The 16,173-nt window shown below is 33.0% G+C and carries 12 protein-coding genes; 10 read left to right on the top strand and 2 right to left on the bottom strand.

The genetic code is table 11. The features are described 5' to 3' along the window. Positions 1-30: 30 nt before the first annotated feature. From FDN13_RS08225 to FDN13_RS08270, 10 genes are all read left to right on the top strand, one after another. The gene (locus FDN13_RS08225) at positions 31-1,269 is read left to right on the top strand and encodes a uracil-xanthine permease family protein (RefSeq protein WP_138979756.1); all 1,239 of its coding nucleotides are present in this window, start codon (positions 31-33) and stop codon (positions 1,267-1,269) included. Positions 1,270-1,533: 264 nt separating this feature from the next. After that, complete coding sequence (locus tag FDN13_RS08230; RefSeq protein WP_138979757.1) at positions 1,534-2,097, top strand: HD domain-containing protein; 564 nt, start codon at positions 1,534-1,536, stop codon at positions 2,095-2,097. A gap of 220 nt (positions 2,098-2,317) precedes the next feature. Further along, a complete protein-coding gene (locus FDN13_RS08235) occupies positions 2,318-3,934 on the top strand; it encodes an ABC transporter substrate-binding protein (RefSeq protein WP_138979758.1) in 1,617 nt (538 codons plus the stop codon). Positions 3,935-3,953: 19 nt separating this feature from the next. Next, on the top strand, positions 3,954-4,553 hold the full coding sequence (locus FDN13_RS08240; protein WP_138979759.1) for a DUF6305 family protein: 600 nt from the start codon (positions 3,954-3,956) through the stop codon (positions 4,551-4,553). Positions 4,554-4,569: 16 nt separating this feature from the next. Then, positions 4,570-5,919, top strand: coding sequence for an ATP-binding protein (locus FDN13_RS08245; protein ID WP_168190114.1), 1,350 nt, complete (start codon positions 4,570-4,572; stop codon positions 5,917-5,919). 33 nt (positions 5,920-5,952) lie between these two features. Continuing rightward, positions 5,953-6,594 (top strand): response regulator, encoded by a 642-nt coding sequence (locus FDN13_RS08250; RefSeq protein ID WP_243120198.1) that lies wholly within the window; start codon positions 5,953-5,955, stop codon positions 6,592-6,594. A 146-nt stretch (positions 6,595-6,740) separates the two neighbouring features. Further along, complete coding sequence (locus FDN13_RS08255; protein WP_371414812.1) at positions 6,741-7,979, top strand: DUF3798 domain-containing protein; 1,239 nt, start codon at positions 6,741-6,743, stop codon at positions 7,977-7,979. A 92-nt stretch (positions 7,980-8,071) separates the two neighbouring features. Beyond that, complete coding sequence (locus FDN13_RS08260) at positions 8,072-9,691, top strand: sugar ABC transporter ATP-binding protein (protein WP_138979761.1); 1,620 nt, start codon at positions 8,072-8,074, stop codon at positions 9,689-9,691. Next, entirely contained in the window at positions 9,678-10,712 is a 1,035-nt protein-coding gene (locus tag FDN13_RS08265; RefSeq protein WP_138979762.1) for an ABC transporter permease subunit, read from the top strand. The genes FDN13_RS08260 and FDN13_RS08265 overlap by 14 nt, the downstream gene beginning before the upstream one ends. A gap of 4 nt (positions 10,713-10,716) precedes the next feature. Then, entirely contained in the window at positions 10,717-11,820 is a 1,104-nt protein-coding gene (locus tag FDN13_RS08270; RefSeq protein ID WP_138979763.1) for an ABC transporter permease subunit, read from the top strand. A 52-nt stretch (positions 11,821-11,872) separates the two neighbouring features. Here the strand turns inward: FDN13_RS08270 and FDN13_RS08275 are convergent, their stop codons facing one another. Beyond that, entirely contained in the window at positions 11,873-14,050 is a 2,178-nt protein-coding gene (locus FDN13_RS08275) for a hypothetical protein (RefSeq protein ID WP_138979764.1), read from the bottom strand. A gap of 2 nt (positions 14,051-14,052) precedes the next feature. Continuing rightward, positions 14,053-16,161 (bottom strand): efflux RND transporter permease subunit, encoded by a 2,109-nt coding sequence (locus FDN13_RS08280; protein ID WP_138979765.1) that lies wholly within the window; start codon positions 16,159-16,161, stop codon positions 14,053-14,055. Between the last annotated feature and the right edge of the window lie 12 nt (positions 16,162-16,173).

Genomic DNA, 16,173 nt, shown 5'->3' on the forward strand with positions numbered 1-16,173 from the left:
TGAGGCTGAGAAAGAAGGAGGAGTTAAAAAATGACAGAAAAAGCGATAACAAATGAAATTATGGTTCAAGAAATTTCAACTTTTGATAAGTTAAAAAAAGTAATACTTGCCATTCAGCATCTTATTGCAATGTTTGGAGCAACAGTTTTAGTTCCTATTTTAACAGGTCTTGACCCATCAGTTGCAATATTCTCAGCAGGACTTGGAACGTATATTTTTCACCTCTGTACTAAAAAGAGGGTTCCTGTTTTCCTTGGTTCATCCTTTGCTTTTATTCCTGGTATTATAGCAGTAAAACAGGCTTATGGAGATTTAAGATATGCACAGGGCGGGATAGTAGTAGCTGGTTTAATATATGTTATTGTATCCTTTGCGGTTGAAAAAATAGGTGTTGAAAGGATAAGAAAGGTACTTCCAGCACAGGTTGTTGGGCCTATGATTATGGTAATAGGTTTAAATTTAGTTCCAGTTGCTTATGGAAGTGCAAAAACAAACTTCATAGTATCAATAGTAACCCTATTAACTGCTGTATGTGTTACTTTCTTTGGAAAGGGGCTTTTAAAGCAGCTATCAATAATAATAGGGGTTACTACCGGGTATATATTATCAGCAGTAATGGGGATAGTTGATACAACAGCTGTTAAAACAGCAGCCCTTATTGCAGTGCCAAACTTTACTTTGCCAAAGTTTGATATAGCAGCAATAGCAGTAATAGCACCTGTGGTTCTTGCGGTATTCATGGAACACATAGGTGATATAACTACTAACGGTCAAGTAGTAGGACAGGATTTTATAAAGGATCCAGGCCTTAATAGAACTCTTTTAGGTGATGGACTTGCAACTATGGTTGCGGGTTTAATAGGAGGGCCGGCAAACACAACTTACGGAGAAAATACAGGAGTTTTAGCGATAACTAAAAATTACGATCCATCAATACTTAGAATGACTGCAGTTTTTGCAATGATACTCGGGTTCGTAGGAAAGGTTGGGGGATTTCTAAAGACTATACCAGTCCCTGTAATGGGTGGAATAAGCTTTATGCTTTACTCAATGATAGCTCTTATTGGAGTTCAAACTATAAAAAATAGTAAGGTTGAGTTTAATATAAAGAATATAATAATAATGGCAACGGTATTAATCCTTGGGCTCCTACCAACTTATGCAAAGATAAATATAGGAATACCTGTAACAAAAACAGTAAGCATAAGCGGTCTTAGTTTTGCAGCAATAGTTGGAGTTATAGTAAACATGATTTTAAACAGAGAATAAACAACAGCAAGCAGCTATTAAGGTAGCTGCTTGCTTATATTTTATATAGGACTTTTTTAATACTAAAACTTCTATTATGTGTTAAAGATCCTATTTATGAATTTCTTTAAAGTGAAATCTAAAATAGAGGTATATGATATGAAATCATTTGATTAATAAATAGATAAAATAAGTAACTGTCCCTCATTTTAGCAATATATTTGAATATTTTTGTTTTAAATATTATAATTATTTTAAAAACTTGAGGATTTACGGAGGTAAAAAATGGATAGAGAAAGAGCAGTTGAACTTTTAGGGAAATATTTAACTTCACCACATTTAATAAAACACTCTTATGCTGTTGAAAGTGTTATGAGAGCCCTTGCAAAAAAGCTTGATCCTGAGAGAGTAGATTTTTGGGGTATAGTGGGCCTTTTACATGACTTAGATTGTGATGTTGTTGATTGGAAAAATGATCCTTCGCTCCATGGTCCTAAAACAATTGAAATATTAAAAGATGTTTCCTTTGGAAATGACGAGATGTATCATGCGATTTTAGCACACAATGAAGCTACTAACACACCAATAACTAATTCTTTAGACAGAGCCCTTTATGCTTCTGACCCGATAACAGGATTTATAACAGCCATTGCTCTTGTTTATCCTGATAAGAAGGTAAAAAGTGTAAAGGTAAAATCAATAGTAAAAAGGATGGATGAGGTAAGGTTTGCAGCGGGGGCAAATAGAGAAGCTATGAGGTCAATTGAAAATCTTGGGATAAGCTTTCAGGACTTTGCACAGATTTCATTAGATGCAATGTGTGAAATATCAGATGTGTTAGGGTTATAAAAAGTAACGGTTTTAAAAATATTAAGCAAAAGATAATTAAAATGGAACTTTTAGTGAATATGGATAATCAAAAAAAGTGCAGGTTTTCTGCACTTTTTTTGATTATTAATATATATTAATCACTTTGTGTTTTGAATTAATTTATTTTGCATTTTGAAAAATTATTCGCTAAAATTAAATTTAATAAATCATCTAATACCTGCGGTTTGGAGGTATAAAAGTGAAAAGATGGTATAAGATAAATTGTATCTTAATTATAATGATTATAATTTTTATGCTTGTTATTGAGTATAAAGTTGATATGAAAAATATAAATAAAAAGCCTTTGTCAAATGTTAACAAGCCTAAAAAGCTTATTATAGGTCGTGCAAATGATGCTTTAAGCCTTGACCCTGCTAACATAACTGATATTGACTCTTTAAGAGTTACAGTTAATATATTTGAAACCCTTGTGAAATATGAAAAAGATGGAAAAGATATAGTACCTGCTCTTGCAACAAGCTGGAAATCAAGTGAAGATGGACTTTCATGGACTTTTAGGCTAAGGCAGGGAGTAAAATTTCATGATGGTACGGTTTTTGATGCCAATGCAGTTGTTTTTAATTTTAAAAGATGGATGGATGATAAAAACCCATATCACAATGGTAAATTTGAATACTGGAATTATGTATTTAATGGATCTCCTGGTCTTATAAAAGATGTTAATGCTTTAAATAAATATAGTGTTGAAATAAAATTAAATAAACCTTATGCTCCTTTTTTAAGCTGCCTTGCTATGCCAGTTTTTGCAATTTCAAGCCCTGAGGCAATAAAAAAATATGGGGATGATGTGTACAAACATCCTGTTGGTACAGGCCCCTTTATATTTAAAAGATGGGATATAAATAAAAGCATAATACTTACAAAAAATGAGCAATACTGGGGGCAATCTTCAAAGGTTGATGAAGTTGAATTTAAAGTTATACCATCAGATAAAGAAAGAATTGATGAATTAAAAGAAGGTAAAATACATATCGCTGATGACATAAACCCCGATGAAGCTGTATTAATTGAAGATAATTCAAATTTTAGGCTTATTTTAAGGCCGTGTTTTAATGTGGCATATATTGCATTAAATAATAAAAAGGCTCCATTTAATAATAAAAACGTAAGATTAGCTATAAACTATGCAATTGATAAAAAAGATATGATAAAAAAAGTATACGCAGATTTTGCAAAGCCTGCAAAGACATTTATCCCCCCCTTGCTTATTGGGTATGATGAAGACATAGATAAAAGGGAATATGATATAAAAATGGCAAGGGAGCTATTAAAAAAAGCTGGCTATTATAAAGGATTTAGTGCAACTTTATGGGTAATGAACAGTCCTCGAAGCTATCTTCCTAAACCTATTGAAACAGCAAATTATATTAAAGATAATCTAAAAAAAATAAAAATTAATGTAACAATAAAAACGTTAAATTGGAATGAGTATTTGAATAGAATTAAAAATGGAGAGCATGAGATGGCTTTGATAGGATGGATGGGAGATAATATTGATCCGGATAATTTTTTAAATACACTTTTTTCATCTGATAATGCAAAACGTGGCTGTGCAAGTAATTATTCTTTTTATTGCAATAGTACAGTGGACATGCTTTTGGTCCAAGCAAGGCAAACTGATGATTTAAATTTTAGAAAATTGCTGTATAAAAATTTGCTTCAGATTATAAATGATGATATGCCTTCAATACCTCTTACACATAATATGCCAATAATGGTTTTAAATGTATCGGTTAAAGGATATGTACCTTCTATTACAGGAAATGAATCTTTAGAATGTGTAGATATAGAATAAAATGATGGGTGAATACATGATGAAAAGAAAATATATTTTTATAATAGCTTTTTTACTATTTTTAATTATTGCTTTAAATGAATATAACTCAAATAAAAGTCAAAAGGATATAAATGTATTGCTACTTCCAAGTATTCCCCAGCCCATTGCAAAAGAATATGTGCTTATCACATCAGCAGGACAGAGTCCAGATATTTATATAATATATGATGTAGCAAATAAACTTACTATACACAATTATTTTATGCCAAAGGCAACATTACAGGATTTAGATGGTGTAAATACGGTTGTATTTGTTGTAGGGTATAGTTTAATAGGAGAAAAATTTCATGATATCACATATAATGAAGAAAAAAACAGGGTAAAAAATCTTTTAAAAAGAGCAAAGGAAGACAATAAAGTAGTCATAACTATTTTTTTGGGTGGATTTGAGAGGAGAAACAAAAGAACAGATGAACTTTTAAAAATACTAAGTCAAAATACAGATTATTTAATAGCTACAAAAGATTCTGATAAGGATAAGTATATATCAGAGCTTGCAAAAGAAAATAAAATACCATTAACACTTATAAATAAAGTTAACGATGTACTTGAGCCTTTTTCATCAGCCTTTAGATAAAAAAGAGAGGTTTTTTATGGGAACACATAAAAATAATTTAAGAGGTTTATATTTATATTCTGGTATTATCCTTTTGATATTTAGTATTTATTATCCTTTAACTATGAGAAATATCTGGTTTAGTATAATATATAAAATAAAAGATGCGATATTGTTGGGAGATAGTGGATATCTCATATTAGGTTCAGCTCTGATGAGCTTTTTATATGCAGTAAAAAACAGCATGATGTTTTTAGGTATTATAATTATTATATACTATTTAAAGACAGAAAAGTCTTTCAAAAATAAGAAGTTAATTAGTGCTTTTATAGTTCTTATATACTATATAATAAGTATGATATTAGTAGACTTTCCACAGGAGATTATAACTACATCAGCATCATTAATTATTTGCCTTTTTATGTATGATAAGCTATTCAATGAAACAAGCAGTTTTTTTATTATTTTTATAATGTCTTTTCAGGTTTTTTTTGCTTTTGAATGGCTTAATATAATGCCAGCTTTATCAATATATAATTTAGGTCAAAGTGATATACCATATAGCATAAAAACTGCTTCAATATATTTAAATTCTCAAGCTGTATTAAATTTTAGTGGTTTTGCATTTTTCTTATCACTTTTTCTATTAGCTTTTTCAACAGCTATGCTATATAATAGCTATTCAAAAAACATGAAAATAATGAAAGATAACTATGAAAAGCAAAAAGAATTACAGGAGATGAAGTCTAAGGTACTACAAAATAGGATCAACAATGAAATGAAGACACTGGTACATGATTTAAAAACTCCACTTGTAACTATAAGAGGGTTAAGCTCATTACTTTCCATATCAAAGGATGAAAGAAAGATAAAGGAATACTGTGAGCGTATAGAAGGCTCTGTTGATAAGATGAATGAGATGATATCGTGCTTTTTATATGAGAACTCAAGGCAAAGTATAAAAGTCGAAGAACTTATAGACTATGTTAGGGCACAGATACCTCTTGAGGATAATTCAATAAAAATAGATATAATAGTTTCTGATTCATTACCTAATCTGTATGTAAACAAAATAAGAATGGCAAGAGCAATAATGAACATACTTGAAAATGCAATTATTGTTCCTTGTAAACAAGATCATAAACATATAATCCTTGAGGTAAAAAACTGTGATTTTGGAATAAGTATAATGGTTAAGGATAATGGTGTAGGAATTAATAATGAAGAAATTTCAAAGATATTTGAAATTGGATATTCAACAAATAAAACCTCTGGCCTTGGTCTTTGGTTCGTAAAAAAGGTAATTGAAGAAAATGAAGGTAAAATAGATATTATAAGCAAAAAGGATGAAGGCACGACTGTTATTATATATTTACCTTCTGCATAAGATTTAAAAAGTTTAATACAAGAGGTGGGTATTTTGAATAAATCTATAAATAAAAAAAAGATAGTTATAATAGATGATGAGCCAGATATTCAATATACAATTAAAGAGATATGTGAATATGGAGGGTGGGAAGGTATTATAGCCAAAAATAGTAAGGATGGTTATGAGCTATGTAAGAAAACAAATCCAAACCTTGTAATTGTAGATTATCACATGCCGGATTGGGATGGACTTACTACAGTAAAAAAGATTCGTGAGTTTAATAAAGTCGTATCAATACTTGTTCTAACTGTTGATGAGAGGCAGGAAATTGCTGAAAAATTTATAGCAGCAGGGGCAAGCGATTTTGCTTTAAAACCAATAAGAACCCCTGATCTTATATCACGTATAAAAATAAATATTATGATAAATGAGATGCAGGAGAATTATGAAAGAGAAAGAAAGCAAATATTCATTGAAAAAGGAATAAGTAAAGCCACCCTCGATGTTATTTGTAACTATTTAAGTCAGCATGAGGCATTAACAATAGATGAGATAACAAAGGGAGTAAACCTTGCTTACCAGACTGTGCATAGATATATTCAATATTTAATTGAAGAGGGAGTAGTAGAGATAATACCTGTTTATGGACAAGTTGGAAGACCAAAAAATAAATACAAAATATCTACAATGTAATAAAAAATGAATGATAATATATTTTTTGTGCGATTTAAAAAATTTTCAGAGAAAAATGTTAAAAAAATAGGAATATTTAAATGCATAAAGAAATATATATTTACATATTTATAATTTTTAAATATAAAATTATAGGAGGGATATTATTGAAAAGAGTAATAGCATTTTTACTTGCAGCTGTTATGACTTTAAGTTTTGCTGCTTGTGGTCAAAAGGAGAATAATCAAAGTTCTCAGAATTCTGGGCAGCAAAACCAAACAAAGGAGCAAAAGTTCCACATTGGAATTGTAACAGGAACTGTTGCACAATCAGAAGATGAACTTAGAGGCGCTGAAGCTTTTATAAAGGAATATGGTGACGTTGATAACGGAGGAATAGTAAAGCACGTTACATATCCTGACAACTTCATGCAGGAGCAGGAGACAACCATTGCTCAAATTGTAGGCCTTGCAGATGACCCGCTTATGAAGGTTATCGTTGTAAACCAGTCAGTTCCTGGAACTGTTGCAGCATTTAAAAAGATAAAGGAAACAAGACCAGATATATTACTTCTTGCAGGATCACCCCAGGAAGATCCTAACATGATAGAGGAAGCATCAGATCTTGTTGTTGATGTTGATAACGTAAAACGTGGATACCTTATGATTCTTGCTGCAAAGAAGATGGGAGCAAAGACATTTGTTCACATTTCTTTCCCAAGACACATGAGTATTGAACTTCTTTCAAGAAGAAGAAAGATAATGGAAGAAGCTTGTAAAGATTTAGGATTAAAGTTTGCTTTTGAAACTGCTCCAGACCCAATGAGTGACGTTGGAATTCCAGGTGCTCAGCAGTTCATACTTGAAAAAATGCCAGAATGGGTAAAGAAATATGGTAAAGATACAGCTTTCTTCTGTACTAACGATGCTCAGACAGAGCCTCTTTTAAAGAAGGTTGCTGAACTTGGTGCAATATTCGTTGAGCCAGATCTTCCATCACCAATTATGGGATATCCAGGAGCTTTTGGAATAGATCTTAAGGCAGAAGCAGGAAATTGGCCAGCAATACTTAAGAAGGTTGAAGATACTGTAGTTGCTAAAGGCGGCGGAAAGAGAATGGGAACTTGGGCATATTCCTTTAACTATACAACAACAGAAGCTCTTGCAGAATTTGGTAAGAGAGTAGTTGAAGGAACTGCAAAGAAGGATTCCTTTGATGACTTAATGAAGTGCTTTGAAAAGTATACTCCAGGAGCACAGTGGAATGGATCATATTATGTTGATGTTGCAACTGGACAGGAAAAGAAAAACCACGTTTTAGTTTACCAGGATACTTATGTTTTAGGTCAAGGATACCTTGGACAGACTAAGGAAACAATTCCAGAAAAATACAATAACATTAAGTAAAAAATATTAAGTAGACAAGTAACCACTCGCTTTGCGAGTGGGTACTTGTTTGTTTTAAAGCTATTCTGACTTCATAATTAAGAGGTGAAAAAATGTCGGAGGGAAACATTTTATTAAAAGTAGAAAATGTTGGAAAACAATTTGAAGGTAATAGAGTACTGAAGGATGTAAATTTTACCCTCAAAAAAGGGGAAATATTAGGACTTGTTGGAGAAAATGGTGCAGGTAAATCAACTCTTATGAAAATACTTTTTGGAATGAATGTAATTCATGAAACAGGAGGATATGAAGGAAATATATACCTTGATGGACAGAAGGTTAACTTCAAAAACCCTCTTGATGCATTAAATGCAGGAATAGGAATGGTACATCAAGAGTTTTCGTTAATACCTGGATTTACAGCTGCAGAAAATATACTTCTTAATGTTGAGAAAACAAAACCTAATGTTATATCAAAAATATTCGGTAAGAAACTTGAAACTATTGATGAAAAGGAAATGCAAAAATCAGCACAAAAAGCAATCGAAACTTTAGGGGTTGACATAGATCCAGATACATTAGTATCTGAAATGCCAGTAGGGCATAAGCAATTTATAGAAATTGCTAGAGAAATTGATAGGGAGAAAGTTAAGCTTCTTGTTCTTGATGAGCCAACTGCAGTTTTGACTGAAACAGAAGCTGATATACTATTAAAGGCTATGAGAAGACTTGCTGATTTAGGAGTCTCAATTATTTTTATTTCTCATAGGCTAAATGAAATAATATCATCCTGCGATAAACTTGTTGTTTTAAGAGATGGTGTAGTTATAGTTGAAAGGCCGGTTGAAGGTGTTAACATAAGGCAAATAGCAGAGTGGATGGTTGGTCGCTCTGTTGAGAGTGAAAGAAATATAAAACCACGTGAAAGTAGCGATAAAGACATAATTCTTGAAGTTAAAAACCTCTGGGTAGATATGCCTGGAGAAACTGTAAAAGATGTTACTTTTAGTGTAAGAAGAGGAGAGATATTTGGAATTGGAGGACTTGCGGGGCAAGGGAAGCTTGGTATTCCAAATGGTATAATGGGACTTTTTGCATCAGGAGGAGAAGTTAAATTAAATGGTAAAAATCTTCCGCTGAACAATACCTATAATGCACTAAAAAGTGGACTTGCCTTTGTTTCGGAGGACAGAAGAGGGGTAGGACTTTTGCTTGATGAACCAATTGATATGAATATAGCTTTTAATGCTATGCAGGTTCAAGATAAGTTTATAAAAAAATACCTTGGTGGACTTATTAAGTGGTGTGATGATAAAGCAATTAAAGAATGTGCCAATAAATATATAAAAGAGCTTGATATTAAATGTACAAGTGAAAAACAAAAGGTAAGGCAGCTCTCAGGTGGAAATCAGCAGAAGGTTTGCCTTGCAAAGGCCTTTGCTCTTGAGCCAACGCTTTTATTTGTTTCTGAACCTACAAGAGGTATAGATGTTGGGGCTAAGAAATTAGTTCTTGATGCTCTAAGACGCTACAATGAGGAGAATAATACCACAATAGTTATGATATCTTCAGAGCTTGAGGAATTACGTTCAATCTGTGATAGGATTGCGATTGTAAGTGAAGGTAAAATAGCTGGAATACTTCCAGCAAAGGTTTCCGTTACTGATTTTGGCCTTTTAATGTCTGGGATAGATAAACTTGAGGAAGAAGGTGAAAGCAATGAACAGAATTAATCAATTTATAAAGAGCTTTGGCTGGCCACGTATAATTATAGCATTATTCTTAATATCATTGTTCATTGCGGGGCCATTTTTCGGTGTATCAACTGATATGTCTTTAAATGATGTTTTTGTCAGATTCGGAATGAATGCTATTCTTGTTTTGTCAATGGTACCTATGATACAATCTGGCTGCGGCCTTAACTTTGGTATACCAGTAGGACTTGTTGCAGGGCTTATAGGAGCAGTTATGAGCCTTGAATTAAGGCTAACAGGTATTGTGGGTATATTAGCAGCCTTTGCAATTGCTATCATTGCAGCAACTATATTTGGATATTTTTATGGAAAACTTCTTAACAGAGTAAAGGGCGATGAAATGATTATCGCAACTTATGTTGGTTACTCCTTTATATTCTTTATGAATATGATGTGGATAGTACTTCCTTTTAAAAATCCTTCAAGTGTTCAAGGATTTAAGGGCACAGGACTTCGTGTAACAATAAGTGTTCAGGAATATTGGTATCATGTTATAAGTGATTTCTTAAAAATAAACATTACTGATCACTTTACTTTCCCAACAGGCATGTTTCTATTTTTTGCTTTAATGAGTTTTATTGTATGGGCATTTTTTAGAACCAAAATCGGTGTTGCCATAACAGCAGTTGGATCTAATCCTGAATATGCAAGGGCTGCCGGGATTGATGTTGATAAGATGAGAGTTATATCAGTTATCTTTTCAACGATATTGGCTGCCATTGGAATTATCGTTTACCAGCAAAGCTTTGGTTTCATCCAGATGTTCAACGCCCCTCTATCCTTTGTTTTTCCATCGGTTGCTGCAATACTTTTAGGTGGGGCATCGGTGAACAAAGCATCAATTGGTAATGTAATAATAGGTACTATACTATTCCAGGGCATACTTACTATGACGCCATCTGTTATAAACAGCGCTATAAGCATAGATGTCTCAGAAGTTATAAGAATTATAGTATCAAATGGTATGATAGTATATGCCTTAACAAGGAAAGCGAGGTAGAAACATGGAGCTTAATATGAAATCAGTTAGAAGATTTTTTATAGATAGTGCAGTACCGATACTATTTATAATAATAAGTGCAATTGCAATACCCCTTTCAAAATTTACAGGGATATATCTTGTAAGAGAGATTGTAACAAGATTAACAAGGGATACGTTCCTTGTGCTATCGCTTTTGCTTCCTGTTATGGCTGGTATGGGTATAAACTTTGGTATGGTATTAGGAGCAATGGCAGGACAAATAGGATTAATTTTTGTTACAGATTGGGGTATTAAAGGGGCTTTAGGATTAGTTGTGGCAATGATTATATCAACACCAATATCCATAATTCTTGGGTACTTTGGTGGAGCTGTTTTAAATAGAGCAAAGGGACGCGAAATGATAACATCAATGATGCTGGGACTTTTTATATCTGGTATATATCAATTTTTCCTTCTTTATCTTTGCGGAAGCATAATACCAATTAAAAATCCAAAGCTTTTGCTATCAAGGGGATATGGAATAAGAAATGCAATAAATCTTGATACTGCAGGAGCCTTTGATAAATTATTAAGGGTTAAAATAGGAGGAGTTCCTGTTTCCTTTGGAACAATTCTTATTATTGTTGCGATTTGCATATTTACAGCTTGGTTTAGAAAGACAAAACTTGGACAGGACATGAGAGCTGTAGGGCAGGATATGGCTGTTGCTGATGCAGCAGGAATTAAAGTAGAAAAGACTCGTATACAATCAATTATTATATCAACTGTTCTTGCATGCTATGGACAGATTATATATCTTCAAAACATAGGGACTATAAACACATACAATGGAGCTGATCAGGCAGCACTGTTTGCAGCAGCAGCACTACTGGTTGGAGGTGCTACTGTTAGTAAAGCAACAATTTTAAATGCAATAGTAGGTACGGGGCTTTTCCATCTTATGTTTGTAGTTATGCCTATGGCAGGCAAAAACCTTACAGGTTCTGCTATGCTTGGTGAATACTTTAGAATGTTCGTATCCTATGGAGTTGTAACAATAGCACTAGTTCTTCATGCGTGGAAGAGACAAAAGGATAAGGAGATGGACAGGGCTCAGTTTAGAGTCGATGTAAAACCTTCAAAATAATATAAAACAGAACCGATATAGCCTAAATCAGGTTATATCGGTTCTGTTTTGCTTAAAATATCTTTTTAAATATATCTCTTAACCATTCAAGGAATCCTTTGCTTTCCTTTGTTTTGGTTTGAACACATGTTTTAGAAACTACGGGAGCTTTGATCTCCTCAGTTCTCATTATAAATTTGACGCTTCCTTCCATGTCTTCTCCTATTCCACAGAAGGCTTTATAATCCTTAGATAATTTTACTATTTCATCCTTTGATTTTATTATATCATCAATATTTCCTAATTTACCATTAACCTTTGAGTCTATTTTATCTATTCCCTCATTTTTAAATTTCTTCATATTCTTGTCAAGTTCCTTTGTACCATTAGAAAGCTTCTCACTTCCCTCATTAAGTTTAACAGAGCCTTCATAAGCACTTTCCATTCCTTTTGAGAATTCATCTGTTCCCTGTGATAGAGCCATAGAGCCTTGATGGAGAGAATTTAATCCTTCATAGAGATTTTTATTTCCCTGTGCAATGTTTGAAATTGAAGGTCCAACCTGTTTTAATCCTTCGCTTAAAACTTTGCTCGACTCTGTAAGCTTATTTGCACCTTCAGATAGTGAATTTCCTGCATTTTGAAGTTCCTGTGCATGGGATTTTAAAGTTTCTCCTCCCTTTGAAATCAAATATGCGCCATCAGCAGCTTTTTTTTGACCATCCTGAAGGGATGAGAGAGCTGAATTTAGATTATCTGTACCGTTTTTAATGCTTACAATCCCTGCTTCAAGCTGAGATAGAGCCTCAACATATTGATTTCCTGAATCAAGAAGCTGTTTTAGGTAAGCTTTTTGAGTTTCAAGGCCTGATGTAAGCTTCTCTTGAATTTCCTTTGCCTGTGGGATTGGAGATAAAAGTGAAACTATTGTTTCAAGACCGTCAACACCCTTAATCAAAAGTTCTATTGCACTGTTTTCTTTTGTTTTTGCTTCTTTTAATTTTGATATAACTTCAAGGCTTTTTGAAGCACCATCGGATATCTGCTTTTCACCGTTTTTAATCTGCTCAGTGGCTGAAAGGAGCTTATTTAGTCCATCATAAAGTTCACCAGTTTTTTGAGATAACTCCATTGTACCATCTGCAATTTTAACTGCTCCATCTGCAAACTTTTTTGAGCCTGTAGCAAAGTTTTCAGCTCCATTTGCATAATCTACTGTTCCCTTTGAAAGCTTTTCTGTGCCTGAAGATAATGCAGCTGCCCCCTCGTAAAGCTTTTTTGCCCCATTTAATGCATCTTCAGTGCCTTTTGTAAGCTTTTTTGCACCATCGTTTATCTTCTTTGAAAATGAATTAAGAGTATCAAGACCTAATGTTAGTTTATTCATGTTGTCAGAAAGTTCCTTAGCACCCTGTGCTATTTTTCCTGTACCATCGGATAGTTTGTAGGTTGCATCCTTAATTTTTGAAATACCATCGATTAAGTCTTTTATGTTGTTAGCTCCTTCAATCTTACCTATATCAATTATTTTTGGAGTTGCGGTTATAATAATTGGTTTTAATTCAAAGTTTGTGCACTCTGCTTCAATTGTTAAGTTTTCAGGTATATCGATTAAACTCTCATCAATTCCAAGGCTGTCTTTAAGTCCCAATACTGTTGCAAAGGTTATAACCTGATTGTTTCCATCGGATAGCATTTCTCCAGAGTTTATCTTTACGTTTTTAAAATTATCAAGGGGCAGATTAACAGCTGCAACAACTGTAAAAGGAGTATATATAACTTTATTTTTACCATTTATCTTTGCTGTGTGGGCATCTTTATTCTTTAATTCTATATTTATTTTAATTTTACCACTTTTTCCCGCAATTTCTTCAGGGCTTACTTTGCTTCCATCTAAATAGTAACTAATATTAATATTTATTGGAAGAGATTTATCGGTTTTCCCCTGATAGAATATATCGTTTTTGTTTGTTTTCCAAATTAAAGTATCCCCAGATATAATTGGCTTTTCATCGCCTTTTACATTAGTAATAGAGCTTAATGTGGATTTGTCCTTTATTTCTATATCAGCCTTGTCGCTATGAAGATAGTCGCTTACAATGACTTCCTTTTTTTGCCCCTCTGCAGATAATATTGCATATACAGATTCATCCTTTTTAACTAAATCCTTTGCAAAGGCTATATTTGTCAGCATAAAGCATGCTATTGAAAATATGGCTACTGTTTTTACAAAATAATTTTTAATTGTCATTTTTATTCCTCCTCCTTGGCCAGTCTAAGTTTTAATGCAGGCTTTTTATTCCAGTTCCTGCTTGTTGCAGCTATTATTTTTTCGCTAACAAGAAGAATAGAGGGCAGAATTAAAATTATAACTATCATACTTATAAGTGCTCCTCTTCCTAGCATCTTACAAAGAGTTTGAATCATATCCATCTTTGCAATAAGTCCAACCCCAATAGTTGCGGCAAAAAAACACATAGCACTGGTTACGATAGATACGGCACTTCCTTGAACAGCTATTTTCATAGCTTCAAATTTATCAGCACCATTTCTTATTTCTTCCCTGAATCTTGATGTTAAAAGTATTGCATAGTCAACGGTAGCACCAAGCTGTATGCAGCCGATAACTATTGAAGCTATAAAGGGAAGAGTTTGATTCATATAAAATGGTATTGCCATGTTTATAAATATTGCAAGTTCTATGCAAAGAACAAGTATTATTGGTATAGATAAAGAAGTAAAAACAATCAGTATTATTGCAAATATCGATGCTATTGAAACAAGGCTTGATTTATTAAAATCTTTATTTGCAAGGTCGATTAAATCCTTTGTCAAAGGCCCTTCTCCAGCTACAATTCCGTGTATATCATAGGATTTTACTATAAAGTTTAAATCCTTAACCTGGTTATTTTCTTCTTTAGTTGCTGCTTTATATTTTGAAGTAGCGATTATTAATTTATAACCTCCCTTTGTAGAGATTTCTCGAATATCTTCAGGGATAAAGCTTTCTGGTATTCTTGTTCCTACGAATTTGTCATAGGCTATAACATGTTCAATCCCATCAACCTTTTCTATTTTTTTGACCATTTCATTTACCTTATAGGCAGGTATTTTGCTGTTTATTAGTATCATATGAATAGTTGTCATTTCATACTCATTTTTAAGCTTGTTTGTAGCAACAACTGATTTTAAATCCTTTGGAAGGGATTCATCGAGGTTATAGTATACTTTAACATTTGACTGTCCAAAAATTGCTGGTATGAATAATATCAAAAAGGCTATTGCAAATACTTTATAATATTTAGTTACTATATTAGCTATTTTTTCAAAGGACGGAAGATACACCCTGTGATGATATTTGTCTATCTGGCTGTCAAAGGTTAATATAAGGGATGGAAGTATTGTAACAGCAGTTAAAACTCCAATTAAAACTCCCTTTGCCATAACGATTCCCATATCTTTCCCTATTCCAAGGCTCATTACGCAAAGGGCTAAAAATCCTGCAACTGTTGTAAGAGAGCTCCCAGTTATTGCAACAAAGGTCGCTTCAATGGCATTTGCCATCGCCAGAGCCTTATCCTCAATATTTTGCTTTTCTTCTTCATATCTATGAAGAAGAAATATTGAGTAGTCCATCGTAACTCCAAGCTGAAGAACAGCAGCAAGAGCCTTTGTGATATAGGATATCTGTCCTAAAAATTTATTCGTTCCAAGGTTGTAAATAACCGCAAAACCTATTGAGATTATAAATAAAAAGGGTATAAAATAGGATTCCATTGAGAAACTTAAAACTAAAAGGCAGAGCACAACTGCAAGAAGTACATATATAGGAGTTTCTTTGTCTGCAAGGTCTTTTGTATCCTTTACAATTGCAGCAAGCCCTCCAAGGAAACACTGCTCATTTGTAACTTTTCTGATACTGCTTATTGCATCCATAGTTACCTTTGATGAAGCGGATTCGTTAAATTTTATAAAAAGCAGCGTTGAATTTTTTCTGTAAAAAAAATCTTTGATTTCATCAGGAAGTATTTCCTTAGGTATGCTCGTATCTAAGGCATCGCTTATCCATATAACCTTTTCAACACCATTTACTTTTTCGATTTTCTCTTTAAGTTTTAATACATCCTTTGACTCCATGTTTTCAATAATTAGCATAGATGTTGCTGCATTATGAAAGGACTTATCAAGTATTTCCTGACCTTTCATGGTGTCAAGATTCTTAGGAAGATAGGTTAGAATGTCGTAATTGATTTTAGTTGATACCATGCCAAATATGGCAGGAATTAAAAGTACAGCAGCTATTATTAATGTTGTTGTTTTGTGTTTAGTTACTAATAGACCAAACTTTTTCAAGACTGTCATCTCCTTTAAAGA

It is taken from the genome of Caloramator sp. E03 (assembly GCF_006016075.1).
Taxonomy (GTDB): domain Bacteria; phylum Bacillota; class Clostridia; order Clostridiales; family Caloramatoraceae; genus Caloramator_B.

Coding starts and splice junctions, on each gene's coding strand:
- FDN13_RS08225 (WP_138979756.1), top strand. CDS start 31: ATGACAGAAAAAGCGATAACAAATGAAATTATGGTTCAAGAAATTTCA.
- FDN13_RS08230 (WP_138979757.1), top strand. CDS start 1,534: ATGGATAGAGAAAGAGCAGTTGAACTTTTAGGGAAATATTTAACTTCA.
- FDN13_RS08240 (WP_138979759.1), top strand. CDS start 3,954: ATGAAAAGAAAATATATTTTTATAATAGCTTTTTTACTATTTTTAATT.
- FDN13_RS08245 (WP_168190114.1), top strand. CDS start 4,570: ATGGGAACACATAAAAATAATTTAAGAGGTTTATATTTATATTCTGGT.
- FDN13_RS08260 (WP_138979761.1), top strand. CDS start 8,072: ATGTCGGAGGGAAACATTTTATTAAAAGTAGAAAATGTTGGAAAACAA.
- FDN13_RS08265 (WP_138979762.1), top strand. CDS start 9,678: ATGAACAGAATTAATCAATTTATAAAGAGCTTTGGCTGGCCACGTATA.
- FDN13_RS08270 (WP_138979763.1), top strand. CDS start 10,717: ATGGAGCTTAATATGAAATCAGTTAGAAGATTTTTTATAGATAGTGCA.
- FDN13_RS08275 (WP_138979764.1), bottom strand. CDS start 14,050: ATGACAATTAAAAATTATTTTGTAAAAACAGTAGCCATATTTTCAATA.
- FDN13_RS08280 (WP_138979765.1), bottom strand. CDS start 16,161: ATGACAGTCTTGAAAAAGTTTGGTCTATTAGTAACTAAACACAAAACA.